This window comes from Asticcacaulis biprosthecium C19 (assembly GCF_000204015.1).
GTDB classification, from domain to species: Bacteria; Pseudomonadota; Alphaproteobacteria; order Caulobacterales; family Caulobacteraceae; genus Asticcacaulis; species Asticcacaulis biprosthecius.
Genome location: NZ_GL883081.1, coordinates 124,296 through 148,840 on the forward strand (window position 1 = coordinate 124,296; position 24,545 = coordinate 148,840).

Annotated in this window: 24 protein-coding genes; 10 read left to right on the forward strand and 14 right to left on the reverse strand. The window is 61.8% G+C overall.

The annotated features are described in order from the left end of the window. Positions 1 to 81 precede the first annotated feature (81 nt). Positions 82 to 285, reverse strand: a complete 204-nt coding sequence (locus ABI_RS22615; RefSeq protein WP_006275402.1) for a cold-shock protein — start codon at positions 283 to 285, stop codon at positions 82 to 84. A gap of 309 nt (positions 286 to 594) precedes the next feature. Here ABI_RS22615 and ABI_RS22620 point away from each other — a divergent pair, with 309 nt between their 5' ends. The 4 genes from ABI_RS22620 to ABI_RS22635 all read left to right on the forward strand — a co-directional run bounded on the left by ABI_RS22620 (position 595) and on the right by ABI_RS22635 (position 4,244). Further along, a complete protein-coding gene (locus ABI_RS22620) occupies positions 595 to 1,701 on the forward strand; it encodes an alpha/beta hydrolase (protein WP_006275403.1) in 1,107 nt (368 codons plus the stop codon). After that, positions 1,698 to 2,942: a cytochrome P450 gene (locus ABI_RS22625; protein ID WP_006275404.1), complete on the forward strand. Its 1,245-nt coding sequence runs from the start codon at positions 1,698 to 1,700 to the stop codon at positions 2,940 to 2,942. The genes ABI_RS22620 and ABI_RS22625 overlap by 4 nt, the downstream gene beginning before the upstream one ends. Then, positions 2,942 to 3,475, forward strand: coding sequence for a DUF1285 domain-containing protein (locus ABI_RS22630; protein ID WP_006275405.1), 534 nt, complete (start codon positions 2,942 to 2,944; stop codon positions 3,473 to 3,475). The genes ABI_RS22625 and ABI_RS22630 overlap by 1 nt, the downstream gene beginning before the upstream one ends. A 310-nt stretch (positions 3,476 to 3,785) precedes the next feature. Continuing rightward, on the forward strand, positions 3,786 to 4,244 hold the full coding sequence (locus tag ABI_RS22635) for an RcnB family protein (RefSeq protein ID WP_006275406.1): 459 nt from the start codon (positions 3,786 to 3,788) through the stop codon (positions 4,242 to 4,244). Positions 4,245 to 4,263: 19 nt separating this feature from the next. On the opposite strand, the gene ABI_RS22640 is transcribed toward ABI_RS22635, so the two are convergent. From ABI_RS22640 to ABI_RS22690, 11 genes are all read right to left on the reverse strand, one after another. Continuing rightward, the gene (locus tag ABI_RS22640; protein ID WP_050808404.1) at positions 4,264 to 4,683 is read right to left on the reverse strand and encodes a type II toxin-antitoxin system PemK/MazF family toxin; all 420 of its coding nucleotides are present in this window, start codon (positions 4,681 to 4,683) and stop codon (positions 4,264 to 4,266) included. Continuing rightward, positions 4,680 to 4,943, reverse strand: coding sequence for an AbrB/MazE/SpoVT family DNA-binding domain-containing protein (locus ABI_RS22645; protein WP_006275407.1), 264 nt, complete (start codon positions 4,941 to 4,943; stop codon positions 4,680 to 4,682). The genes ABI_RS22640 and ABI_RS22645 overlap by 4 nt, the downstream gene beginning before the upstream one ends. Positions 4,944 to 5,013: 70 nt before the next feature. Continuing rightward, complete coding sequence (gene dxs, locus ABI_RS22650) at positions 5,014 to 6,933, reverse strand: 1-deoxy-D-xylulose-5-phosphate synthase (protein ID WP_006275408.1); 1,920 nt, start codon at positions 6,931 to 6,933, stop codon at positions 5,014 to 5,016. Positions 6,934 to 6,967: 34 nt separating this feature from the next. Next, positions 6,968 to 7,879, reverse strand: coding sequence for a polyprenyl synthetase family protein (locus ABI_RS22655; protein ID WP_006275409.1), 912 nt, complete (start codon positions 7,877 to 7,879; stop codon positions 6,968 to 6,970). 23 nt (positions 7,880 to 7,902) lie between these two features. Further along, on the reverse strand, positions 7,903 to 8,139 hold the full coding sequence (locus ABI_RS22660) for an exodeoxyribonuclease VII small subunit (protein ID WP_006275410.1): 237 nt from the start codon (positions 8,137 to 8,139) through the stop codon (positions 7,903 to 7,905). Next, positions 8,136 to 8,723: a histidine phosphatase family protein gene (locus ABI_RS22665; protein WP_006275411.1), complete on the reverse strand. Its 588-nt coding sequence runs from the start codon at positions 8,721 to 8,723 to the stop codon at positions 8,136 to 8,138. Before ABI_RS22665 ends, ABI_RS22660 begins: the two co-directional genes overlap by 4 nt. Before the next feature lie 142 nt (positions 8,724 to 8,865). Beyond that, entirely contained in the window at positions 8,866 to 9,900 is a 1,035-nt protein-coding gene (locus tag ABI_RS22670; RefSeq protein WP_085930214.1) for a cupin-like domain-containing protein, read from the reverse strand. A 134-nt stretch (positions 9,901 to 10,034) separates the two neighbouring features. Next, complete coding sequence (locus tag ABI_RS22675) at positions 10,035 to 11,276, reverse strand: SAM-dependent methyltransferase (RefSeq protein WP_245531429.1); 1,242 nt, start codon at positions 11,274 to 11,276, stop codon at positions 10,035 to 10,037. A gap of 116 nt (positions 11,277 to 11,392) precedes the next feature. Then, a complete protein-coding gene (locus tag ABI_RS22680) occupies positions 11,393 to 11,854 on the reverse strand; it encodes a hypothetical protein (protein WP_157139085.1) in 462 nt (153 codons plus the stop codon). 29 nt (positions 11,855 to 11,883) lie between these two features. Beyond that, positions 11,884 to 12,408, reverse strand: coding sequence for a hypothetical protein (locus ABI_RS22685; RefSeq protein ID WP_040309997.1), 525 nt, complete (start codon positions 12,406 to 12,408; stop codon positions 11,884 to 11,886). Positions 12,409 to 12,470: 62 nt separating this feature from the next. Then, positions 12,471 to 12,812: a hypothetical protein gene (locus tag ABI_RS22690; RefSeq protein ID WP_157139086.1), complete on the reverse strand. Its 342-nt coding sequence runs from the start codon at positions 12,810 to 12,812 to the stop codon at positions 12,471 to 12,473. Positions 12,813 to 13,021: 209 nt separating this feature from the next. Here ABI_RS22690 and ABI_RS22695 point away from each other — a divergent pair, with 209 nt between their 5' ends. From ABI_RS22695 to ABI_RS22710, 4 genes are all read left to right on the forward strand, one after another. After that, positions 13,022 to 14,899: a sensor histidine kinase gene (locus ABI_RS22695; RefSeq protein WP_169313767.1), complete on the forward strand. Its 1,878-nt coding sequence runs from the start codon at positions 13,022 to 13,024 to the stop codon at positions 14,897 to 14,899. Continuing rightward, positions 14,896 to 15,534, forward strand: coding sequence for a response regulator (locus ABI_RS22700; protein WP_006275418.1), 639 nt, complete (start codon positions 14,896 to 14,898; stop codon positions 15,532 to 15,534). Before ABI_RS22695 ends, ABI_RS22700 begins: the two co-directional genes overlap by 4 nt. 90 nt (positions 15,535 to 15,624) lie before the next feature. Continuing rightward, on the forward strand, positions 15,625 to 16,758 hold the full coding sequence (locus ABI_RS22705; protein ID WP_040309998.1) for a hypothetical protein: 1,134 nt from the start codon (positions 15,625 to 15,627) through the stop codon (positions 16,756 to 16,758). A gap of 91 nt (positions 16,759 to 16,849) precedes the next feature. After that, positions 16,850 to 17,704 (forward strand): sialate O-acetylesterase, encoded by an 855-nt coding sequence (locus ABI_RS22710; RefSeq protein ID WP_006275420.1) that lies wholly within the window; start codon positions 16,850 to 16,852, stop codon positions 17,702 to 17,704. 114 nt (positions 17,705 to 17,818) lie between these two features. On the opposite strand, the gene ABI_RS22715 is transcribed toward ABI_RS22710, so the two are convergent. Beyond that, positions 17,819 to 20,701, reverse strand: coding sequence for a glycoside hydrolase family 31 protein (locus tag ABI_RS22715; protein ID WP_050808418.1), 2,883 nt, complete (start codon positions 20,699 to 20,701; stop codon positions 17,819 to 17,821). 149 nt (positions 20,702 to 20,850) lie between these two features. Then, positions 20,851 to 22,551 (reverse strand): DUF5597 domain-containing protein, encoded by a 1,701-nt coding sequence (locus tag ABI_RS22720; protein WP_245531430.1) that lies wholly within the window; start codon positions 22,549 to 22,551, stop codon positions 20,851 to 20,853. Between the two features lie 208 nt (positions 22,552 to 22,759). Between ABI_RS22720 and ABI_RS22725 the strand changes: the two genes are divergently transcribed. Both ABI_RS22725 and ABI_RS22730 read left to right on the forward strand, forming a co-directional pair. Then, positions 22,760 to 23,452 (forward strand): FadR/GntR family transcriptional regulator, encoded by a 693-nt coding sequence (locus tag ABI_RS22725; RefSeq protein WP_006275422.1) that lies wholly within the window; start codon positions 22,760 to 22,762, stop codon positions 23,450 to 23,452. A 91-nt stretch (positions 23,453 to 23,543) separates the two neighbouring features. Then, on the forward strand, positions 23,544 to 24,500 hold the full coding sequence (locus tag ABI_RS22730) for a glucokinase (RefSeq protein WP_040310000.1): 957 nt from the start codon (positions 23,544 to 23,546) through the stop codon (positions 24,498 to 24,500). Positions 24,501 to 24,545 lie beyond the last annotated feature (45 nt).

The window sequence follows — 24,545 nt, forward strand, 5'->3', positions numbered from 1 at the left end:
CTAACACTCAAGTACGTGAGCACCGGAAGCGCAGAAAACGGCACTTTGCAGACCAGCCTCACGCTTTTGCAAACAGGATTTTTACAGCAGCTTGATATCGACCGCTGCCGTCTTGCCGCGCTCATTCTGAAGCTCGTACGACACCTTCTGACCGTCGGCCAGGCCTTGCAGGCCGGCGCGCTGAACGGCCGAGATGTGAACGAAGACGTCATTGCCGCCCGAAGACGGTTGAATGAAGCCAAAACCCTTTGTGCTGTTGAACCACTTAACGGTACCTTCGGCCATGTGTGCTCTCCTTTGGTCCGAGCTGTTATCGAGGCGTGACGTTGAGATAATGTCACGTACAATCGTCTCGGTAGCAGGCGGTTGAGACCAAAGGGCACAAGACCCTGTAATCCCGGTAGCATAGGCAGCCAGAGTAACGGATTGTAACCCAAGTAAGACAGCAGTTTTCGGGACCGTCAAACGAAAACACATCGTTTTGGGCGAATCTGACGGCATTTTCCGGTGGATTCTGGCCAAAATGTCCCACTTTTGCCAGTTTGAAGGCCAAAATTCCGCTGAACAACTCAGAAAAGGTGCTAGAAACTGAAGATGACATCCCCTTTCCTGCGTCTGTGGCTGTTACGCCAGATCCTGTCCCTGCCCAGTGCCGTGCTGCGCTTCTTCTCGGGCGGCGGCGTCGTCTATGTCGGCGGCCGCACCCTGGACGCTCAAATTCAGTTCCTGTGGCGGACCTGGTTTACCTCGGCCAAGCAGAACGTCACCTTCAGTCTGGCCGGCAAGAGCCTGGAAACGGCGCGCGAGGAATGGCAGCAGGCGGCCAACCTGCTGGGCCTGCCCCGCGGTATCAAGGTCAAAATCGAACCGGCATCGGGCGACGCCCCCGGCGGCATCGGCGGTATCGTCATCAAGCCAGCAGTCATCGCACCGGATGCGCCCCTGCTGGTCTTCTTCCATCAGGGCGGCGGCGTCATCGGCGGCCCCGACCTGTCCAAAGCCTTCTGCGCCCTTTTTTCCCACGAAGCGCGTTGTCCCGTCTTCCTGCCCGACTACCGCCTGGCGCCCAGCCACCGCTTCCCGGCCGCCTGTGACGACGCTCGCCTGGCGTGGGACTGGGCTCAGGTCAATGCCGTCCGCCTGGGCTCGCGTAGCGGTGAGGTCGCCATTGGCGGCGTAACGCTGGGCGCCAACCTGGCAGCCCGGCTGTGCCTGGACCTCAAACGCGACTTCAAACCCCTGCCGGTGGCGCAACTGCTGGTGACGCCCCTGCTCGACCTGGCGGATGGGCCGATGAAGACCTCGACCGACGGCCTGTGGCCCATCGCTGCGGAAGATATCGACCAGATGGTGTCGCACTACGCTGGCGCCGGTGCCGGTGCTGACCTGGCCGATCCGCGCGTGTCGCCGGCCCACGAGAAGCTGATCATCGGTCAACCGCGCACCCTGATCGCCGCCGCCGGCCTGGACCCGCTGGCGCCCCAGGCCGAAGCCTATGCCAAACGCCTGATTGCCGCCCGCACCCGGGTCGTCTATCGCCGCTATGACGCTCTGCCGCTCGGCTTTGACCTGCTGGCCAGCGTCGTCGTCGAGGTACGCTCCGCCACCCGCGACATGGCGCAGAACTGGCTGGAACTGCTGCGCCTGAGCCGGGCCGACGACAGCCAGCCTGAACCAGCAAGAAACCTGGACGTCGCATGACTCCGCTGCCGGAATCGCAACCGGACCCGGGCTTTGAACCACTGTCCGATGCCTTCGCCGACGATCCCTATCCCACCTATGCCCGGCTACGCGACCACGGCGCCCCGTGGTACTTCGCCGGCTATGACATCTGGCTGCTGTCGCGCTACGAAGATGTCGCCGCGGCCGCCGTCCATCCGGCCTGTGTCCGCTCACCCGAAGCGGTGATGACGCCGGACGAGATCGCCGCCCAACAGGTCCGCGACAACTGGCACAACATGCCGCACCACAGCCGCTTCGTGCAATTCTCCCTGCTCAACGCCGACGGCGAGGTCCATCAGCGCCTGCGCCGAATGATCTTCAACGAATTTCGCACACCGTCGCTGCAAAGGCTGCACGCTCAGACCCAGGTCCATGTCGACCGCCTGATCGACACCGTCATCGACGCCGGCGCAATGGACTTTATCGAGGACTTCGCCGCCAGGGTCCCCGGCCCGGTGATTGGTGCCTTCCTCGGCGTCCCGGAGGAAGACTGCGCTCCGCTGCGGCAATGGTCCGACGACATCGTGCAGTATTTCGACATCGACCGCAGCGATGCCCGCAAGGCCCTGGCGGAAAAGACCACCACCGAATTCTACGACTATCTCCTGCGACTGTCGGACGAACGCCGCCGCCGGCCCCAGGATGACCTGATCTCGCGTCTGATCGCCCGCTACGACGCCGGCGACCTCACCGAGGACGCCTATATCTCGACCTGCATGCTGATTCTGATGGCCGGCCACGGTTCGACCATCGACATCCTCGGCAACGGCCTGGCGGCCCTCTTCGCGCATCCGGACGAACAGCAACGCCTGAGCGCCGGGCCGTCCCTGATGACCACGGCCGTCCAGGAGATGTTCCGCTACGACGCGCCCCTGCCCTTCTTCCACCGCTTTGCCGCCGCCGACTTCGATCTGAACGGCTGGCATATCCGCAAAGGCACCAAGCTTGGCCTGCTCTACGGCTGCGCCAACCGCGACGAAGCTGTCTTTGCCCACGCGGACTGCTTTGACGCCGGGCGCGCGCCAAACCGCCATATCGCCTTCGCCAGCGGCCCGCACGTTTGCCTGGGCAACCACCTGGCGCGGATGGAACTGGACATCGTCTTTTCGACCCTGCTGCGCCGCCTTAAGGACATTGCCCCCGCCGGCGAGTCGGTCCGCCGCCGCGGCCTGTCGGTACGCGGCTTTGAGGCCCTCCCCATCGCCTTCCGGGCCGCGTGATGCAGGATCTGCCGGCCTTCCTGCGCGACCTCCCCCCCGACAAGCATGGTGAGAAGCCGCTGCCCGTCGAGACCTGGAATCCGCCCTTCTGCGGCCACATCGACATGCGCATCGCCCGCGACGGGACATGGTTCTACAACGGCACGCCCATCACCCGCCCGGCCATGGTGCGGCTGTTCTCGCGAGTCTTGCGCCGCGACGACGATGGCTTTTTCCTGGTCACGCCGGTCGAGAAGCTGGGGATCACGGTCGAGGATGTCCCGTTCCTTGCCGTTGAGATGGCGCAGGTCGACGGCACCCTGACCTTCCGCACCAATGTCGACGACTTGGTCACCGCCGGCCCTGACCATCCACTGCGCTTTGCCAAAGGTAACGACGGCTTTATGCCTTATGTCGAGGTCCGCCGCGGCCTGGAAGCCCGCCTGACCCGCGCTCTGGCTCAGGACTTGGCGGCGCTGGTAGAGGTCCGCGATGACGTATTCGGCGTTGCATCGGGGGACCTATTTTTTCAGATCACTTCGGACACTTTCTGAGCCCGCCGCGCAGCGGCATGCGGGTCAAAGTGAGTCTGCAGATTTCGCAGATTAGAAGGGATTTCAGAGTCTTAATCCCTATAAATCTGTGTAATCTGTGGACTCACCTACCGTAAATGCCGCTACGCGCCACGTTCAGAAGGCCTCAAGATTCGGAGCCAGCAACCGTCCTTGCTGCTTCCTTGCTTATTCACCCACACAACCGTCCCCCGCCTGTCAAACCTGACCGTACTATTCATGTCGGGTTCATGTCAGCCTTGATACATTTGAGCCTACGGGGCGACTGCAACAGACTTTTGAGGAAATCGCCATGAAACGCTTTATTGCTGCTACCTTGGCCACCGTGCTCGCTGGGACCTTCGTCCTGAGCGATGCCGCGATGGCCCAGGGCCACGGCCGCCATGACCGTGGTGACCGCTACGACCGAGGTGACCGCTACGACCGAGGCGATCGTCATGACCGCGGAGATCGCTGGGACCGCGGCGACCGCCGTCACAATCGCTACGAGCGCCGCCGCGAATACCGCGACGACCGCCGCAACTACAATCGTGGCTACCACAACGGCTGGCGCGACCGTTCCGACTGGCGCCGCGGCGGCTATGTCGGCTACAATGACTGGCATCGCGGCCGGTATGTCGACTACCGCGGCCACCGTCACCTCTACGCCCCGCCGCGTGGCTATGAATGGCGCCGTGTGGACGACAATTACGTCTTGGCGGCTGTCGCCACGGGGCTGATCGCTGGCCTGATCATCGGCGGCGATTACTAGAGCCGGATCGCCCCTGAACCTAAAACGGCGCTCTCCATCGGAGGGCGCCGTTTCTATATCGAGGGGGTCTGTAACCGGCGGGCAGGGCACCGAGCATCAGGCGCGCGTAATAACGGACCTTTAGCAACTCATCCCGGCTCAAGCGCCCACGAAACTCAGCCTTCCGAGCCCGCCAATCCAGACACGTCAATTGGGTGATCAGCGCAACGCCCTTGCGTTCGGGGTTGAATGATAGAATCGGTAATTCGGTGCGCGCCCCTGACACCCGCGTCGTCATCGGCACGAATATGCCGATGCCACTGCCGTTTAGCGCCTTTGGGGAAAGGACGATTGCCGGCCGGACTCCGTCCTGTTCATGGCCCTGAACCGGGCCAAAGTCCATCTCGACAACGTCACCTTCATCCGGAACAAAGGATTCGTTGCGACCTGGCCCCCTCATAGATCTTCCTGCCCCTGGCGGTCGGACTTAACCAGCTCGTGGTCGACATTGTCAGGGCCAAATCCTTCGAGGAGCCAGGAAATTGTGGTCTCTTCATCTTCTGAAGCAAGTTCTGCAACGGGTTCGATAACAATCACGCCATCACGGAAGTCCATATTGAAGCTTGAATAGCGGTCAAGCCGGTGCGCCTTGAAGAAGGCGGCAGGAACCGGAAAGGCCCGGCCATTTCCGGTTCGTTTAATCTGGGTTTTCACGGACATCGGGACGACTCCAAGTAATACATTGTATTACATACATCCCGCGCCAATTCCGCACAACCCAATTTTTGGATCACCCCTTGACCAGCTTGGCGGCCAGGACATCCTCCAGCCCCAGTGCCCGGACCGCGGTCAGCACAATGCCCGCCGCATCCAGCCCGGCCTCGGCATACTGGTTCGTCTGGCTGTCCTGATCCTGATAGACATCCGGCAGGGTCAGGGTACGTATCTTAAGAGCGTTGTCCAGCGCGCCCTCACCCGCCAGGTAATGCAGCACAAATCCGCCGAAACCACCGACCGAGCCCTCTTCAACCGTAATCAGGCACTCATGGTGCCTGGCCAGTTGCAGGATCAGATCCTTGTCCAGCGGCTTGGCAAACCGGGCATCGGCCACCGTCGTCGACAGCCCCCGCGCCGCCAGCATGTCAGCCGCTTTCAAAGCCTCCTGCAACCGCGCGCCCAGCGACAGGATGGCGACTTTGGAACCTTCGCGAACGATCCTGCCCTTGCCGATGGCCAAGGGTTGCGCCACGTCCGGGATCGTTACCCCGACACCGTCGCCGCGTGGATACCGGAAGGCGCTGGGCCCGTCATCGTAAGCCGTCGCGGTGGCGATCATCGCCGCCAGTTCGGCCTCATCCGACGCCGCCATGATCATCATCTGCGGCAAGGCGCCGAGATAGCCGATATCGAACGCCCCTGCATGGGTGGCGCCATCGGCCCCGACCAAACCGGCCCGATCGATCGCAAAACGCACCGGCAGGTTCTGCAGCGACACATCGTGCGCCACCTGATCATAGCCGCGTTGCAGGAAGGTCGAATAGATAGCGCAAAATGGCTTCATGCCCTCCGCCGCCAGGCCCGCAGCAAAGGTCACGGCATGCTGTTCGGCGATCCCCACATCATAGCACCGAGTCGGGAAGACCTCGGCAAACCGGTCCAGCCCCGTGCCCGACGGCATGGCAGCGGTGATGGCGACGATGCGGTCATCCCGGCGCGCCTGCTTGATCAGTTCCGAAGCAAACACCTCGGTATAGCTGGGCGCGTTGGACTTCGGCTTCGATTGTTCGCCGGTGATGACGTCGAATTTGGCGACGCCATGATATTTGTCGGCGGCGTTTTCGGCGGGCTCGTAGCCCTTGCCCTTCTGCGTCACGACATGGACCAGCACCGGGCGGTCGCGTATCTCGCGCACCCGGCGCAGCACCTGGCACAGATGCTCCATATTGTGGCCATCGATCGGGCCGACATAGTAGAAGCCCAGCTCTTCAAAGAAGGTCCCGCCGGTGACATAGGTCCGCGAGAACTCCTCTGACTTGCGCACCAGCTCGAAGATCGACCGCGGCAGCCGCTCGGCCACACTCTTGCCCCACCGCCGCACCGCCTGATAGGCGCCGCCGGAAACCAGGTTGGCCAGATAGGCGCTCATCCCGCCGACCGGAGGGGCGATCGACATGTCGTTGTCGTTGAGGATGACGGTCAGATTGCGAGTCGTCTCGGCGGCATTGTTCATCGCCTCATAGGCCATGCCCGCCGACATCGAGCCGTCGCCGATCACGGCGATGACCTTGTGATCCTCGCCCTTCTGGTCGCGCGCCGCACAGAAGCCCAAAGCCGCCGAAATCGACGTCGCCGCATGGGCGGCTCCGAACGGATCGTACGGGCTTTCCGACCGCTTGGTGAAACCCGAAAGCCCACCGCCCTGGCGCAGACTGCGAATACGATCGCGCCGGCCGGTCAGGATCTTGTGCGGATAGCACTGATGCCCGACGTCCCAGATCAGGATGTCGCGCGGCGTTTCGAAGGTATGGTGAAGGGCCACCGTCAGCTCGACCACGCCCAGAGCCGACCCCAGATGGCCGCCGGTCTTCGACACGACATCGATCGTCTCCGCGCGCACCTCGTCGGCCAGCGCCTTGACCTGGGTGGGGCTTAAACGCCGAATATCCTGCGGCGTTTGGAAACTGTCGAGAACAGGGGTTTCAGGAGGCAAATCGGGCAACCGTTTCACACGCAACGAACGGCGTTCAATTGCGCCGGTTCAAAACAAAGTCAACACTTTCACGCAAGTATCGCGCCTTTCCGCCAAAAATATCAAGACGGGACTTGGCCTGTTCAGACAATATTTTAACGCGGCTTTTTGCCTCGTCCAGCCCCAGCAGGGTGACGAAATTCGTCTTGCCCTTGGCGGCGTCCTTACCCGACGCGGCCTTGCCCATCTCCTCGGGATCGCCTTCGATATCCAGGACATCGTCGGCAATCTGGTAGGCCAGCCCCAGGTCCTGGGCAAAATGGGTCATCACCATGCCTTCGCGCTCGCCGACATCGGCGACGACCAGCGGGATCTGAAAGGCATAGACGATCAGCGCGCCGGTCTTCAGCCGCTGCATCCGCGCCACCCCGCCCAGATCGTCGTGGACCCCGATCAGGTCAATCATTTGGCCGCCGGCCATGCCCTGCGCGCCGGACGCCTGGGCCAGCATCCGAACCAGCTCGCAGCGCACCAGTGGATCGTCATGAGTGTCTTCGGAAGCCAAGATCTCGAAAGCCACGCTCTGCAAGGCGTCGCCAACCAAAACGGCCGTGGCCTCATCATAGGCGCGGTGAACCGTCAGCCGCCCCCTTCGGATATCGTCGTCGTCCATGCACGGCAGGTCGTCATGGACCAGGCTGTAGGCATGGATGCATTCCAAAGCGCAGGCGGCCCGCAACACGGCATTTTCGTCGGCATCGAACAGACGCGCCGTCTCCAGCGCGAAGAACGGCCGCAACCGCTTGCCGGGCCCCAGCGCCGCATAGCGCATGGCCTCGGTCAGGCGGCATTCCGGCCCATCGCCGCGCGGCAGAAGTTGGTCCAGCACCACCGTAACCAGGTCGGCCGTCTCCGCCATGCGTTGCAGCAGCGGCGGCAGGTCGGTATTGGCGGCGACCGGAGTCACGGACACATCCTTTTCAAAAGTGGCTATTCAAAACTGGCTGGGACCACGCCTTCGGGGACGCCGGCCTTGTTCAGGGAAATTTTCTCGACCTGCAGGCGGGCGGCTTCCAGGCGCGCTTCGCACAGAGCCTTCAGTTCAGCACCCTTTTTGTAAAGGTCCAATGACTTTTCCAGCGGCGCCTGGCCCGATTCCAGTTCACTCACGATCTTCTCGAGCTGCTTCAGGGCCTCTTCGAACGAAATCTCAGGCGTCTCAGTCATTTACGGTCCCTTTTCAGCTCGTAGCGGCGGCACCCCCAGTATTTGAACCCCTGCTCCACCGTCTTTATAAAGCCCATTTTCTTCAATTCAAGGCTGATCATCAGGTTGAAATAGCCGTGTGCCAGCACCAGAACATCACCGCCTTCGCGGGCCTTTGCGACCAGGAAATCGGCGGCGTCCTTGGCGCGTTTCTCGGCCATGGCGCGGGTTTCCAGGGCGTCGTGGCGGTCGGAATACCACCACCACAGGCGCGATACGGTGCCCCAACCCCAGGATTTCGGCGACAATTTGATCCAAGTCGGCAGCTTCGGCGGCGGCAAGGGGGCCTCGACCAGCATGTCCATGGGTTCGAAAGCCCGGCCGCCACAGACCGCCACGGCGGTTTCCTGGGCACGGCGCAGGGTCGACGAATAGATGTAGCGGGCGTCGCGGGCGTAGGCTTCCAGGCAGTTCGGCGGTGTCTGGCCTTCCAGCAGCCCCCCCTCTTCGTACCTGGCCCACCAGTCCTTGTAGCCACGCCAGTCCATGGTATGCCGCCGCGACAGCGCCGGCTCGCCGTGACGGCACAGCGTGATAGCGCCCATAGCCGGCTCTGCCTGGGCAGGGCCTTCAGTCGTGGTTACAGTGTCGCGCACCGGGTCCCCAATCAGCCAACCCTCACGGATTCGCCTGTGGTAAGAAAAGAGCGCCCGTTGGTAACGTTCCTTAACAGCGGACACAAGCCCTTTATGGCGTTCCGCGCCCCAGATGCTGCAACAGCCACGCCTTCAGGTGCTGTTCGTTACGCGGCGTCATGGGCGAAAACAGGCCGTGCGCAGCCGGCGGTATGTGGTCCAGTGGCGCCTCGCCGTCCGGTCGGAAAATATAGTGGTCGAACAGGGTGCGCCAGCGCAGGCGCTCCTCCAGCGGCATGTCGCGCAGGGTCAGCAGGCTGTGGAACAGTGTCAGCAGCGGCGTCGTCATATAAGGGGCCGCGTCGCGCCACCAGAAATTAATCATGGCCCCGAAACTGTCCAGCGATTCGACGTGGTGGAACCACAGGCTGGGCATGTACAGCACATCGCCGGGCACCATGTCGGCGACCTCGGCCGCCGCCATAGCGTTACGGAAGCGCGGGAAACGCTCGAAATCGGGGTCGAAGAAATCGACCAGGCTGGTCGGCTGACCGGCGATCGTCATGTCCAGCGGCGTGATGTACAGGTTGCCGATCTGATCGATGGGAAACAGCGTGAACCGACGGCGCCCAGCAATGACGCAGGCCAGATTCTGCGGCAGGTCCCAATGCGCCGCTGTCCGCGTCCGATTGCCGATCCACAGCGAAACCTGGCTGACACGCTGGATGTCGAGCAGATCCAGCCGGTTTTCGGCCAGTACCTTCGGCATGACCAGGTCGACGGGGATGCCGCCGGCGTACTGGGTCGGCGCACCGTCATCAGCGCTGTCACGCAGGATCAGCGGCGCGATCTCGCCGAACGACAAATGACGCTGCTGATGATTGACGGTACGCAGGTCGTCGGTAAACGAGAACCGCCCGGCCAGATCCGGTCGTGCCGTCTGCAGCATCACCTTGTGCGCCGTGGAGCGCGCGATGAAATAGTCACACAGCGCCTGAGGCGAGCGACCAGCCGCGGCGACGGCAGGCCAGCTACCGATAAGGCCGCGCAACAGGGCCGGCCTTTGCCGCGGCTGGATCTCCGTCTCAAAGCGCTGGCGGTCGACGCCCTCATATACGGCCACCCGGGGGGCGTCATCCAGCCACATGCTCAACCTCGTTCATGCAGTCTGGCTATCACCTGCCCCACGCTCAGGCAAGCGCGCCGTCTATCCACAACCACCCAGGAAGCGGTGGCTGCAAATGGGGAAGCCTCACCGCCAATCGTCTTGGAGATGTCGAATCAATCCGCCTTTTGCAGTTCCAGATGCACGACATTGGTCCGCTGGGTCCGGAAACCCGCCTCGCAATAGGCCAGATAGAACAGCCACAACTTGCGGAACGAGTTATCGAACCCCTTGATCCGCCCTTCCTTCCAGGCGTCTTCGAACCTGACGCCCCACTGCTTCAGCGTCTCGGCATAATCATGGCCAAACTGGAAATCGGATAACATCTTCAACCCGGCCGCCCGCGTCTGCTCGACCAGCTTCTGCGCCGAAGGCAACATCCCGCCCGGGAAAACATACTTCTGGATAAAATCAGCCCGCGTGCGGTAGTCCTCGAAGATCTCGTCGGCAATGGTGATAACCTGAAGCCCGGCCTTGCCGCCCGTCTTCAACACGTCGTGCAGCTTGTTGAAATAGGTCTTCCAATAGGCCTCGCCGACGGCCTCGAACATCTCGATCGAGACCACCGCATCATATTGCCCCTCAACGTCGCGGTAGTCCTTGAGCTGGATATCGACCTTGTCGGACAGCCCCAGCCGCTCCATCCTTTCGATGGCATAGTCGCGCTGGGCTGGCGAAATTGTCAAACCGGTCACCCGCGCACCGATGACCTCGGCGGCATATTGCGCGAACCCGCCCCAGCCGCAGCCGATTTCCAGCACGTGCTGGCCGGGCTTCAGGTCGACCAGGCTGGCCAGCTTGGCGTACTTGGCCGTCTGGGCCGCGCCCAGATCCTTGTGATCCTTGAACCTGTCCTCGCTGAACAGTGCTGACGAATAGGTCATGGAGTCATCCAGCCACTGGTCGTAGAAGCTGTTGCCCAGGTCATAATGGGCGAAGATATTCCGCTTGCTGCCATCCTTGGTGTTCTTGTTGAAGGCATGCAGGAGGTTGTTGATGGTCTGCATGATCGGATTGCCGGTAAACAACTGCCCCAGATGGTAGCTGTTCAGAGACAGCACCTCCAGCAGGGTCGCCAGATCGGGCGTATCCCATTCACCGTCACGATAGCCGTCGCAAAATCCGATATCCCCCGTCTCCATGACCCGCTTCATGAAGTTGAAATCACTGACCAGAAGCACGCCGGTCGGGCCAGGTGCCTTGCCTTGGATCACCATATGCGCGCCGGACGGCAGGACCACCTCCAACGTGCCATAATGAAAGACCTTGCGCAGTATCTCCACCCCCTTACGCAGGTGAAACGGTAAGGCTTTCAGTTCGGCTTCGGGAGACATGGGAGCGGCAGCATCAGCGGACATGGTCGACCTTGGTTATGAGGTTGAGACTCTTGTACGTCGGACCGCCGGGACTGGACGCGCGGCCCAATCATAAGTATGGCAATTCTTCACAGGAAAACAAGGCGGCGCCCTGTCGATCAATTGGATTTGTCTTCGTAATGCTTCGCCAGCACCTCGAACGCCTGTTTGCGCTCCCCCGTCTCTGACAGGAGGCCCTTGCGGTTCCAGCCATTCTTGAACACCGGATGCTCCCGCCGTGGTGACCGGATGTCCTTCAGAATCCAAGACGACATGCGGCGCAGATTGGGGATCTGACCTGCCATCTCCAGCGTCTTGCGAGAATACTGCGTCTGATAGTCCTCCGAAAACTTGTGCGTTGCCGCCGGGTCAAAATACCCGGCGAGAGCATCGGCGCCGAACTCCGAGAAGATCAAGGGCTTATCGACCGGCACGTTCCACTGCAACCCCGGCAGGGTATCCAGGCCGTTATCGCCGTACCAACCGGCATAGGTATTGACCGGCATCACCTCCAGCTTCGTCATCAACGGATCGGCGATCTCGATCACCGGATGGCCGCCCACCATCTTGCGCTCGACCATCATCGATCATACTTTATCGCGAACCACGCCTATTTCGGCCCCAGCGTCGCACATTGCGATAGCAACCCGGTGTATCCCATGTCGTCCTTTTGCATCCGCACCGATATAATGCGGCCATCGTTCAAGGAAATGTCGATGCTGTTGGCGATCTCGACCTTGGCGGGGTCGTTGTTGTCCTGGTTCAGTTCGTTGGTCTGGTTGTTGTCGTAGGTGAACTGGTCCGGTGTGGCCGCTTCGGCCCCCATACGGCCTTCCTCGCCGGTAGAGCGAACGACAACGAACATCGCCTGGCCATCGCGTATGGCCCCGTCATCAATGCCAAGTTGGCTACCGTCAGCGCCCTTGAACCTGCCTTCCAGTCTCAGCCAGTACCCATTCATGACGGGATCGGAACTGGGCCGGAAGTCACAACTGAGGCGCAGGGCCAGTTCCCCACCGCCCTGCAACGGTACGGTGCGCATAGCCTGCACAACCCTGGCATCCGGACCGGCGGGCACAATCGTCCAGCTATCCGGCACCAAGGCAGCCTGCGCCTGCGCTCCGTCCTGTGACATAGCGCAAAAACCGAAGGCCAAAAGGCCGATACATGCCGTACTGCGAAGGCGATCCCTGAAGGTCATGACTTGCCACATACCTCGCGGGCATTTTGCTTCGCGCTATCGACATTTTCCTGCAGATGATTGGCGTAGGCCTTGATGCCTTCACGCTGCTCTTCGGTATACATGGGTTGTCCAACCAACGCATAAATGGCGCTTTCAAAGCGATCTGCGGCGTATCTGTAACTGGCGCAGGCGTCTGCGTACCTGCCGTTTTCCTCGGCGTTAATGCCCTCATTATAGGCATTGACCGCCTGGTCGACCTTCGCACTGTAGTCCTCAGCCAAAACGGGACATGCGGCGCTCGACAGCACCAGGAGGGCAACCATAAAGCTTCGGGGTCTAAGGTTGAACGGTGTCATGGTTTACCTCGGTGATCATGATTCCGGGCAACGAGGTCCGGACACAACGGACGATATCGGCAACAGGGCCGGCCCGCCTCCCCTGAACAGGTGATCCACACGCCGGTTTTCGACAAAGACATGACCGCCTCCCCGGTTCCGGGGTATACGGACCTTTGAGGGCATGAACATTTGAGATGGCCTTTCTCACCCACTCGACGGATCAGGCAATGCGTATAAACCTGTTCAACACACCCGCCGGTCGGCTCACGACCCTGATGACCCTGGGGCTCACCGCCCTGGCGATCGCTGTTGGCTGGGCGTTGCAACCGGCGACGGGGCCGACCTTGAACCTCCTCAGTTGGCGCCTGTTCAGCATTAACCCGGCGCTGTGGGTGTCGCTGGGAACAGGCTTTGGTGCCTACGCGATTTCGACCTGGATCTGGGCGCTCAAACCGGAAAATCCGGCCACCCGCCTATTCGCAGCCAGCGGTGTCCTGACCCTGCTGTTCACCTTCTCTGCCACCCGTGGCTTTATGGCCGCGCCCTTACCGGACTCTCTCATGCTGGCGCTCCAGAGCGTCAACGTGCTGGCGGCATCGGGCTTCGGCATCGTCATGATCTGCCTGTTTCTCATCTATCCCAGCCGTCTGCCGGGCTGGCGATGGGGAATCGTCGCCTGTGTCACGGTCTTTGGGGTCTGGACGCTGGTTCGGACCTTCGGGCCGTTTCGCGATCTGGCTTCGGTCCAACCCATCACCCTGGCGGAGATGGTGGGCATCATCCTCATCGCCCTTTGGCAGATCGCATTCACGCGAAACGAGCCCCGTCAACGTGCGATCGCTGTGTGGCTTGCTGCGTCCGTTGTGCTGGGCGCAGGGACCTTTATCGCCCTGGTTTCCGTTCCCATCACCCTCGGGCACGACGCGATCGTACCACCGCACTACGCCTTTGCCGCTTTTCTTCTAATCTACGCCGGCCTGGCGGTAGGTCTGGTGCGATACCGCCTGTTCGAACTGGGCGGCTGGGCGTTCCAACTAATGTTTAACGCCACCATGGCTCTGGCGACGCTGGCGATAGACGCGGTCTTCATCGGCGCCTTGTCGCTAACACCCGGCGTGGCATTCGGCTTATCGCTGTTTGCCGTGGCCTTCCTTTACCTGCCTTTGCGCGCCTATGCCTGGCATCGCCTGACCCAGCGCCGGGCCATCGATGAAGCCGTAATCTTCCGTTCCGTCATCGCCACATCGTTGCAGCCCAGCGGCCCGCAACGCGCTGAAGGCTGGCGGCAGCTTGTACAGGACCTTTATCGCCCGCTGGAGCTGGTTTCGGCGCCCACCAGTGTCGACACCCCCAAACTGCAGGGTGAAGGCCTGGAACTGCACCTACCCGCTGCGGCCGGCGCGCCGTCCCTCCTTCTGCGTTATCCTCACGACGGCAGATCCCTGTTCAGCCCGCGCGACCTGGCTGTGGCAGAACAGATCCTGGCCCTCATGCATCACGCCGAAGAAAGCCGCGGCGCCTATGACCGCGGCGTCAGCGAGGAACGCACCCGCATCGCCCGCGACATTCACGACAATATCGGCGCCCAACTTCTGCGGGCGCTGCACTCGGGCGCGGCCGAGCGCAAGGACGCGATGATCCGCGACACGCTGGCCGACCTGCGCGATGTCATCAACAACGCCCAAAGCGTTGACCTGCCGCTGAGCCTGATTCTTGCCGACATGCGCGCGGAAACCGCCGACCGCCTAAGCCCCCATGGCATCTCACTCGCCTGGCGGGTCGACGCCCCTTCCGAACGATCGCTCAAGCCCGCCAGCATCCACGCCCTGCGCTCCCTTGTGCGCGAGGCGACCAGCAACACCATCAAACATGCCAACGCCCAAACCATGACCGTGACCTTCCATCTCGACGAATCCGGCGTCTCGCTGCTGGTCGAAGACGACGGTCGCGGCTTCAACCTCGATACGGTCCAGCTAGGTCATGGCCTCGACAATATGAAGTCACGGGCCGAAAGCCTTGGCGGCGCTTTTTCACTGACCAGCGAAGGCGCCGGAACGCGCCTCGCCGCACGCATCCCCTTCGGCCAGGAGGCCTTACCGTCATGAAAACGATTCTGATCGTTGAAGATATCGCCGAGACGCGCCAATGGCTGGGCGCCGTCGTCAGGTCGGCTTTTGCCGGCTGCGAAGTCCGCGAGGCTCCCGATATGCGCAGTGGCGTCCACGCAGCAAAGGGCGCCGCCTGCGATCTCGCCATCGTCGATCTTGGCCTGCCCGACGGCTCTGGTACGAACGTCATCTCAGCCTTTCGCGAGCATCAACCCAGCACCCTGGTGGTCGTCGCCACCGTCATGGGGGATGATGCCTCAATCATCGCGGCGCTGTCGGCCGGCGCCCAGGGCTATTTGCTGAAGGATTCGCCGCCAGACCTGTTCGTCCGCCAGCTTGAGCAACTGGGGCAAGGCATTCCCGCCCTGTCGCCGTCCATCGCCCGCCGCATCGTCGATCATTTCCGTTCGACCGCCGTCGCCCATCAGCCGGAAGCCACTCTGACGACGCGCGAGCTCGACGTCCTGGGCCTGATCTCCAAAGGCCTGCGCAATGCCGACGCCGCCCACGCCCTGGGCCTGGCTGAAAGTACGGTCGCCAGCCATATCAAGTCGATCTATTCCAAACTCGGTATCACGACGCGCGCCGAAGCGGCGATACGCGCCCAGCGGATGGGTCTGACGCGGCCATAAATAATCCGGCGCCTCCCCCGAACAGGTGACGACGCCGAACGCCAAGGTCGTCACACTTGGCCGGTATTCATAACGAAAGCGAATGCCGCCATGTCCATGCCACTCCCATCACGCCGCAACCTCCTGCTTTCCGCCGGCGCCGCCGGGCTGCTCACCGGCCTCGCAAGCCAGCCGGCCCTGGCTTTTGGCAAAAAGGACAAGCCAGTTACTGCCCCCAACAGCGACATCATGTTCACCAATGCCAGTGCGGCGGCGCTCGCCGGCATCAAGCGCATCGTCATTGCCAACTATGTCATCGCCTTCCAGACCGAGACCAGCGACTTTCGCGAAGCCACCCGGTTCAACAAGGCGGAAACCAAGGCCACAAACAGCTGGGATAATTTCGACGTCGACCTCATGCAGGAGATCACCGACGCCGGCTACGCTCAGTTGAAAGCGGATTTTGTCGCCCACGGCATCGAGGTCCTGGAGACCTCCGTCCTGGCCTCCCAGCCCTTTTACCAGAAGATCCAGACAGCAACGGGCTTTGGCAGTCCGGCCTACTGGGGTAACGGCGACGGCAAGGCCGTACTGGTCTCGGCAACCGGCCTCGCCCCCTTTCAGAGCTACGGGCCTGAAACTGGCAATTTTGAACTGTACAACGGCAAAAGCACCGGCGGCGCTCCGAATCCGCCGACCATGATGAAGCGCCTGAAACCCTATCAGCTTCCGGGCTGGGAAATCGACCTGGCCAAGGCGCTGGATGCGGCTGTGGTCAAGGCGTGGCAGGTGGTCGATTTCGGCAAGGTCGAGGCCGGCGCCAACCGCTGGGGCTTTGGCGGCGGCGGCGGCACGCTTGACCGGGCGGAGCATACGGCCGATGCGTCAAGTCATGTGCGAATTCGCGAGGAACAATCACGGCTGTCGTTCCGGCTGCCCACAAGTACCAATCGCAAGGGCGAGAGCGTCCGTCAGATCCCAGCGACTCACATGGCACCGCCAAAGGACGGCGACGTCGTCATCGCCGTTGGCAATCCGATCTTCATGGGTTCAGACCTGTTCACGTTGACGGATGCCGGCGAAACCTCTGGTCAGCGCATGACAGGATTTCTTCTCGGCGGGGCTCAACACATCAACATTGCCGCTCACCTGGATGCCCCCGAGCTTTACAAGACGCGTGTATCGGGGGCTGTGAACACCTTGATGGGAAATCTCGTCAATGCCGCCCTGCCAAGCCCAGGCTGACCCGCCGCACAGTCCCCGGCGCAAATGATTTGGTCGCTCGGACAGATTTGCCCTATGGTCGTGGTGAAACCCGAACCACAGGGCCTCTCCGATGATCGACCGACGCAGCGCCCTGACGGCTGCCCTTGCCCTGAGCCTCCCAGGCTGTGCCCCCACCGCCAAAACACCCTGGCACGTCTTCCTGCTGGCCGGCCAGTCGAACATGGCCGGCCGCGGCGTCATCCCCCAGCCAATGGATGCTGACGGCCTCCCCTCACCCGACATCTTCATGTGGGATCCTGACGCCGGCATCATTCCCGCGACCGATCCGATCCCGCATCCGGAGCGCGGCGTCAAACCGACCGCCATCGGCCCGGGCCTGTCCTTCGCCAAGGCCTGGCGGGCGGCGAAAGGCGGCCGCGTATTGCTGGTCGGTGCGGCCTGGGGCGGCACGGGATTCTTCGTAAAGGTGCCCAAATACGGTCAACGCTGGCTCAAAACGGCCGATCCGACGGTGGGCGGCGACCTCTTTCGTGGTGCCGTCACCCGAGCCAATGCGGCAATCAAAGCCGCCAGGGCCACCGGACCGGTGACCTTCGGCGGTATCCTGTGGCACCAAGGTGAAAGCGACATCAGCATAGGTGCCATGGCGGGCTATGCGACGGCGCATGTCGAACTGATGCAGGCCCTGCGCACTGAGATCACCGGCGCGGCCGACGCACCGATTGTCGTCGGCGAACTGACGCCGCAATACCTCGCCCGCGAAGGCGAAGCGCTGCAGAAACTCGATCCGGAGCAGTTGCGGTTATTCCTGAACTACATCCACAACATCGACAAACACCTGCCGCATGCCGGCTGGGTGTCGAGCGCGGGCCTGACATGCAAGCCAGGCGATCCGGTCCATTTCGACGCCGCCGCCCAACGCACCTTCGGCCGCCGCTACGCCGAACGCCTGCTGACGCTGTAAGGGCCAGCCTCCTAATCCGCCACAGCTTTGCCTGCCGGCGAGGCCGGGGGAGGATAAAAAAACCGCACGCGTCCTTTGACGCGTGCGGTTCTGGCTGACTCCGAGCGATAAAACCTACTTCTTTACCTTCACAGCCTTACCCGAATAGGCGACCTCGACCGCCTGGCTGTCCAGGGTCCCCGACGTCGACACACCCGGCGTGATAAAACGCACCCGGAAGGTCCGCTTGTCCAGCATGCCCTTATAGCTGCCGGTGCGGTCGCCGATGGTCACTTCGCCGGTCTTGTCGTTGTAGGTGACCGGAATGCGCGAATAGGCGCCCTTGACGTAGGCGTTGGACACGCCATCGTCTTCGTACAGGCTATAAGTCCCGTTAGCGCCGGTGTAGATGGTGAAGGTCACCGGGGCGTCGGGCTTTTCGCTGACGTATTGAATCACCGGGCCCATCGGTACGATGGCGCCGGCCCGCACGAACAGCGGGATCTGGTCCAGCGGCGCGGCGACGTCGCGGGTCTGGCCGCCCTCGACCTTTTCCCCCGTATAAAAGTTGTACCACGCAGCCCCCGCCGGCAGGTAGACGCTGCGCGAGGTCGCCTTGAACTTGGTGATCGGCGCGACCAGGATCGACTTGCCAAACATATAGGCGTCGTTGATGTTTTTCCCCTTGGCATCGCTTGGGAAATCGAGCGCAAAGCCGCGCATGATCGGGGCGGCTTCGTAGTGGCTGTCGGCCGCTGCCGAATAGAGGTACGGCATCAGGCGATAGCGCAGTTCCAGGAACCACACCATATTGGCGCGCATCGGCGAGCCCGCAGGCGAGATTTCATGAATCTCGCGTTTGACGCCTTCGCCGTGCGAACGCATCAGCGGCGAGAAGGTCCCGAACTGCCACCAACGCTGGTTCAGCTCACGCCATTCCTTCAGGTCTTCGGCCGTACCGGTGCCCCCGGCATTGCGGTTTTCCTGCAGACCGCCGACATCCGTGCCCTGGAAACGCGTCTCCTGGGCATAACCACCGATGTCGTGCGTCCAGTTCGGCACGCCCGAGAAGCCCGTTTGCACACCGGCCGAGATCTGGTCGTAGAGATTGTCCCAGGTGCCAACCGTGTCCCCCGACCACACGGCAGCGGCATTGCGCTGCACGCCGGCAAAGCCCGAACGGGTCAGGATAAACTGGCGCGTGTCCGGTTGGTCGCGTTTCAAACCGTCGTACATGGCCACGGTGTTCATCAGCGCATAGGCGTTGTGAACCACGGCGCCCGGTCCCATCTGGGTCGGGGTAATCAGTTCGGCAAAGTCTTCCAGGCGCTGGTTCGAATTCACGTCCGGCTCGGTATTGTCCATCCACCAGGCGTCGATGCCCAGTGGGATCAGCGTGTCCTTCAACTGGCGGTAATAGATGTCGCGCGCTTCCTGATTATAGGGCGAATAGTGCGAGTTCAGATAGCCCGGACCGACCCAGTCCTTGGAGCCGTTCTCGACATTCTTAGTCCACATATAACCCTTGCGCTCGAACTCCTTGTAGTTGTCGGTGTTGGCGTAGTACTTGCCCCAGATCGAGAACATGATGTTGGCGTTCTGGGCGTGGACCTGATCGACCATGCCCTTCGGATCCGGGAAACGCTTGGCGTCGAAGGCATGGCTGCCCCACTGGTCTTCCGGCCAGTAGAACCAGTCCTGGACGATGTTGTCGATCGGCCACTTGTTGTCGCGATAGGTCTTCAGCACGCCTAGAAGCTGCTCCTGGGTTTCATAGCGCTGACGCGACTGCCAGAAGCCGTAGGCCCATTTCGGCATCATCGGCGGCGCGCCGGTGACATGATGATAGCCTTCAATCGCGCCCTGGATGTCGTTAGAGGAGATGAAATAGTAGTTCAGCGCCGAACCGGCTTCCGAGGTGAAGCGCAAGGAGTGCTTGTCGGCCTCGGCTTCCGGGTTCGAGTGGTGCAGCGAGATCAGGCCGCCGTTCGGTTCCCATTCGATCTCGAACTTCACCGGCTTGCCGGCCTCGAAGCTCTGTTCGAAATTGTTGTACCAGCCGTTCCAACCCATCCGCCAGACGCCATGGTCGAACAGCGTCTTGCCGTCCACCTTCATGACGGCATAGTCGGCCGAGAACAGCCGCATCTTGTGCACGCCCGCCTTGTCCGAGGTCGCGCTGGTCTCCCAGACGACCTTGACCTTCTTGCCCTGGGTCGCTTCCTTGCTGAGCGCCGCGTCGGTAGGCCAGAACTCAGCCACGTCCTTCAGGAACTGATAGCGGATGTCGGGCTCGACCCGGGTCAGCACCAGCTTGCCGTCGACATAGTACTTCGCCGTCACACCGGACGTCCCGTCCAGCGCCGTCAGCTTCAGATCGCGACTGGCCAGGCCGAAACGGACCGGGTTGCCGAAGCGCGTCACCGAATTGTTGTCCCACAGCAGGCCGTAATTCTTGTCGGAAACGACGAACGGAATGCCGATATCCATATTGTGCTGGCGCAGTTCGACGTCTTCGCCGTTCAGGTTCATTTGGGCGTTCTGGTGCTGGCCCAGGCCGTAGAAGGCCTCGCCTGTGCCCTTGTTAAATTGGGCTGAGGTCGCGACAAAGGGTTGGCCCTCGATGGTGACCGGCGTGATGGCGCTGCCAACCTCAGTGAGGACGGCCTCGCCCTTGGCGTTGTAGAAGGTGATGTTGCCATCCGACAGCGAGACCTGGGCTGACGCCTTGCCGGCCTTCAGCACGACCTTGCCGCCCTTTTCCTCGAGGGTGAAACCGCTGGTCACCGGCTTGGCCACGGCCATCAGCGACGGAATCTGTGTCCGCTTGGGATCGTCCAGCCCGACGACATGAATGATGTCGTCACGGATAACGTCCAGGACGATCTGCTTTTCGGCGCCGCTGTCGGGGCGAACAATCACGCCGGTGGCGGTCTTTTCGAACGTACCTGCCAAGGCTGAGCCCGCACATACCATCATGGCCAAGGCCGAAACCGATGCCAAAACCTTCATTTTCATCATCTCAACTCCCTGTTTTTCTGCAGACGGCCACCCGAGACCTCTCCGCGATTTGTCTTTCTTCTCCTCCCTATCGAAGATGGGGAGGTGGCGCGGCCGCCGTAGGCCAAAGGCCGAAGGCGAGGTCCGCGACGGAGGGGTATTCTTACTTACTTCTCAAACGTCGCCAAACGCACTTTAAACAACCTGGCCTGGGCGAAGTTCAAACCATAATCCGTCTGGTCCCCGTTCCACACGCGCTCGAACACCCAGTTACCCTTCGCATCGTAGTGACCTTCTTCAACGCGGTCGAGGATAAATCCCTTCGCAGCATTCGCTGCCCCGGCCCCAAAAGAAATCCGCGCATGGTAGCCGGCGACCAGGAATTCATTGTCCGACAGCTTCGCCACAGCAACGCCGCCGCTGGCCACCTCGGAACCTTCCGGATAGCCATTCTTGTTTTCCGGATCCCATTCCGGCATGCCAAACTGCCACTGGCGATAGGTCACCTTGGCGTTCCAGTTCGGCCCCATATCCAGCGTCTGCGCCGAATGATCGTCGGGCTCGGAAACGCCCCACACCTGGCTTTCGAACGACAGCTTCGGCCATACCCGCTCCAGCGGGCGGAACAGGTCGTAGAGTGCGCCGAACGGCTTGACCATCTCCTCGCCGAGTTTCGTGGTGCCCAGCGGATAGTTGGCATAGCCGGTATAGTCGAAACCGAACGGATCGAAACCGATACCCTGGCGGCCCAGGGTCGAGAAAATGAACCGCGCATAGGTCGGCTTGTTGCCGCTTTCGGCGACATACAGCGGATTGTCCTTACGGGCATAGAAGTTCAGCGTCGCCTCTGTGCTTTGCGAGCCCGGCGAATAGAGGTCTGGCGCCACGAAATCGATGTTCGGCGCGGCGGCCTGATAGACCTCGATGACATTATAGGTCGGCCCACCGGAGGCATAGGAACCCGGCACCGAATCCGGATTGAGTGGGTCCTTCAGCGCGGCGTTCATATAGGTCGGGAGCGGGTAGACCGCCTTGCCGGCCGCGGCGATAGTGTCGACATAGGACGCGATCGACCAGGCATGGAAGAATTCGTCGGCATCCTTGCCAAACACCGAGTTCCAGTCATTCTGGCCAGCGGCCGGCTGCTTGTTCAGCCGCGTCAGCAGGGCCTGCGGCACCGGCTGGGCCATCAAGGCATTGGCCTTGGCGGAATAGTCCCGAGCCGTGCCGTAGACCCCGACCTCGTTCTGCGGCTGGATCATGATGACAGTGCGTTGGCTGCCGTCGATCGCCTTGATGTGTTCCATCATCCTGACATAGGCGCGCTTGTCGGCATCGCGGGTCGTCTCATACAGCGGCGACAACGAATAGGACAGCGAACCGTCCTTGTTCGTCAGCCGCGGGAAGCGCTTATTGTCGCCCTTGACCCACGACGGCGTATAGCTGGGGCCGGTATTCTTCCAGGTCCCGAACCACAGGATGACCAACCGGACCTTGTTCTGCCGCGCCTCGGAAATCAGAGCATCGACGAAACTGAAATCGAACTGGCCCTCGACCGGCTCGACCTGCTCCCACGCGACCGGCATGACCAGGGTATTGGCGTTCAGGTCCTTGATCGCCGGCCAGACGTTTTTCAGCGCCGCCGGATAATTGCTGGAATTGTTGGCCTGGCCGCCCAGGATCAGGAACGGCGCACCGTCGACCATCAGCGCGAACTTGCCGTCCTTCTGCACCAGTGCCGGGATGGGCTTCACCGGCGCCGCCTTTTTCGTTGCGGCCAGGGTCATCGGCGCCGCCAGGACCATAGATAGCGCTAACACCACGCCGCCGATTTGCTTGCCAATCCGCTGGACCGTCGCCTGCCTCACCCGAAGCTCCCTATCTGTTCGCATTTTAGCGGAAGATGCGGTTTTCACCGACACTTTCCATATATGCAGTTCTTATCACGTGTGAAATTTGTCATATAAAATTGCCGGCGATCCGGCAAGTCCAATCGACGCAACTTGTGTTATGACGGGTTTTTTGTCAGTTTCGCTCTCAAGGGTGCGAATCTGCGCAACCGGATGGATGATTATAATGCGTTCCGAACACGGCGTCAGCCTGGCTTACGGCCTTTTGAAGACGCTGGGCCAATCGATCGTTACCGGGGAATACGACGGCAAGACCTTCCCGACCGAAGCGGAACTGTGCCAGCAGTACGGCGCCTCGCGCACCGTGATGCGCGAAGCCGTCAAGATGCTGTCGGCCAAGGGCCTGCTGTCGTCGCGTCAGCGCCAGGGCACGCGCATCGAGCCCGTCGACAACTGGAATATGCTGGATCCCGACGTTCTGCGCTGGCTGATGGAACGTCCTTTCTCCAACAAGATCTTCCGCGAATTCGCCCAGATGCGGCTGGCCATCGAGCCGCAGGCCGCCGCCCTGGCCGCCGAGGTCCAGGACAAGCCCGCCATTGCCCAGATCCGCGACGGCCTGGAAGGCATGATCGCCAATACTGGCGACCCGGAAGCCGGCCTGCAGGCCGATATCGACTTCCACGTTGCCATCCTGAAGGCCTCGGGCAACCCCTTCTTCTGGCGGCTGAAGCCCCTGATCAACAACGCCCTGCAGTTGTCGATCCAGCTGACCAACCAGATTTCCGGCCACACCGCCAGTATCGCCGCCCACGAAGCCGTCTTGGTCGCCATCGAGAACGGCGACGCCGACGCCGCCAAACAGGCCTCGGAGGCCATCCTGCGCGACTCGCTGAAACTGATCGAAACGGTGAAATAACGACGCTATTACATTATCCTCTTGTTCACCGTTCAATTGGTATTATCCCGCAGCTACCGCCGCCGGGGGAGCGATACAGCGGACCTGAGATATGTCGAACGCTATTCTGCTTTGCAATCTGGCCATCAAGGGGAGCGCCCGCCTCGCCCTTGTCAACGAACATGACGGTATCCTGACCTCGGGCGAATTCGCCGCCGGCGACGCGCCGGGGTTTGAGACCGCCGTCAACGACTTCCTCGACGAAAACGGCGCCCCCTTCCTGACCGCCGCCGCCATCTCCGCCCCGGGTTGGGAGCAGGACGGCATCCAGCATATGCCCAACCACGGCTACGACATCGAACGCGAGCGCTTGCGCCGCGTCTTCAACGTCAAGCGTCTGCACATCGTCAACCCGACCGTGGCCCGCGCCATGGCCATCCCGAACCTGACGCCGCGGGACTATGTCACCCTAAGCCCCGGCGATTACCTGTCAGAATATATCGACGCCACCCGCTGCGTGGTCGGCACCGGTCCGGGCCTGGGCCTGGCCATCGTCATGAAGGACGCCGACGATCAATGGACGGCCTTTGCCGGCGCCGGCGGCCACATGGACCTTCCAGCAGCCAGCGACGAACAGTTCGCCGTCTTCAAATACCTCAAGGCCCGCTACGGCCATGTCTCGATCGAGCGCGCCGTCTCGCTCGGCGGCCTGGTCGACACCTTCAGCGCCTTAAGCGACCTCGACGGCGCTTCGTCCCCACCTGTGTCTGTCGACGACATCATCCGCATGGCCCACGGCGGCCATGTCCGCGCGAATGCCGCCATCACCATGTGCCTGGACTGGCTGGCGCGGGCCTCGGCGGACTTCGTGCTGACCACGGGTGCCCGCGGCGGGGTCTACCTGTCGGGACAACTGATCGAGATGCTGTCGGACTTTGTCGACAAGGACCGTTTCGGCCGCGAGTTCCGCAAGGATGGCCGCATCGGCGACTATCTGAGCGCCGTCCCGGCCTACCAGGTCACCTCCCCCGACGCCGACTTCAAGGGCCTTCAAACCCTGTTCCACTAAAGAACCCGGCAAACGCCTTCTTCCTTCTCCTCCCCATTTCTAATC

Bases quoted from the DNA above. Each gene is read 5' to 3' on its own strand.
- ABI_RS22725 (WP_006275422.1), top strand. From the start codon at position 22,760: ATGCGTTCCGAACACGGCGTCAGCCTGGCTTACGGCCTTTTGAAGACG.
- ABI_RS22710 (WP_006275420.1), top strand. From the start codon at position 16,850: ATGATCGACCGACGCAGCGCCCTGACGGCTGCCCTTGCCCTGAGCCTC.
- ABI_RS22615 (WP_006275402.1), bottom strand. From the start codon at position 285: ATGGCCGAAGGTACCGTTAAGTGGTTCAACAGCACAAAGGGTTTTGGC.
- ABI_RS22730 (WP_040310000.1), top strand. From the start codon at position 23,544: ATGTCGAACGCTATTCTGCTTTGCAATCTGGCCATCAAGGGGAGCGCC.
- ABI_RS22695 (WP_169313767.1), top strand. From the start codon at position 13,022: ATGCGTATAAACCTGTTCAACACACCCGCCGGTCGGCTCACGACCCTG.
- ABI_RS22640 (WP_050808404.1), bottom strand. From the start codon at position 4,683: ATGAGGGGGCCAGGTCGCAACGAATCCTTTGTTCCGGATGAAGGTGAC.
- ABI_RS22630 (WP_006275405.1), top strand. From the start codon at position 2,942: ATGCAGGATCTGCCGGCCTTCCTGCGCGACCTCCCCCCCGACAAGCAT.
- ABI_RS22700 (WP_006275418.1), top strand. From the start codon at position 14,896: ATGAAAACGATTCTGATCGTTGAAGATATCGCCGAGACGCGCCAATGG.
- ABI_RS22715 (WP_050808418.1), bottom strand. From the start codon at position 20,701: ATGAAAATGAAGGTTTTGGCATCGGTTTCGGCCTTGGCCATGATGGTA.
- ABI_RS22635 (WP_006275406.1), top strand. From the start codon at position 3,786: ATGAAACGCTTTATTGCTGCTACCTTGGCCACCGTGCTCGCTGGGACC.
- ABI_RS22685 (WP_040309997.1), bottom strand. From the start codon at position 12,408: ATGTCACAGGACGGAGCGCAGGCGCAGGCTGCCTTGGTGCCGGATAGC.
- ABI_RS22690 (WP_157139086.1), bottom strand. From the start codon at position 12,812: ATGACACCGTTCAACCTTAGACCCCGAAGCTTTATGGTTGCCCTCCTG.
- ABI_RS22670 (WP_085930214.1), bottom strand. From the start codon at position 9,900: ATGTGGCTGGATGACGCCCCCCGGGTGGCCGTATATGAGGGCGTCGAC.
- ABI_RS22620 (WP_006275403.1), top strand. From the start codon at position 595: ATGACATCCCCTTTCCTGCGTCTGTGGCTGTTACGCCAGATCCTGTCC.
- ABI_RS22660 (WP_006275410.1), bottom strand. From the start codon at position 8,139: ATGACTGAGACGCCTGAGATTTCGTTCGAAGAGGCCCTGAAGCAGCTC.
- ABI_RS22705 (WP_040309998.1), top strand. From the start codon at position 15,625: ATGTCCATGCCACTCCCATCACGCCGCAACCTCCTGCTTTCCGCCGGC.
- ABI_RS22665 (WP_006275411.1), bottom strand. From the start codon at position 8,723: ATGGGCGCTATCACGCTGTGCCGTCACGGCGAGCCGGCGCTGTCGCGG.
- ABI_RS22645 (WP_006275407.1), bottom strand. From the start codon at position 4,943: ATGTCCGTGAAAACCCAGATTAAACGAACCGGAAATGGCCGGGCCTTT.
- ABI_RS22625 (WP_006275404.1), top strand. From the start codon at position 1,698: ATGACTCCGCTGCCGGAATCGCAACCGGACCCGGGCTTTGAACCACTG.
- ABI_RS22675 (WP_245531429.1), bottom strand. From the start codon at position 11,276: ATGTCCGCTGATGCTGCCGCTCCCATGTCTCCCGAAGCCGAACTGAAA.
- ABI_RS22680 (WP_157139085.1), bottom strand. From the start codon at position 11,854: ATGGTCGAGCGCAAGATGGTGGGCGGCCATCCGGTGATCGAGATCGCC.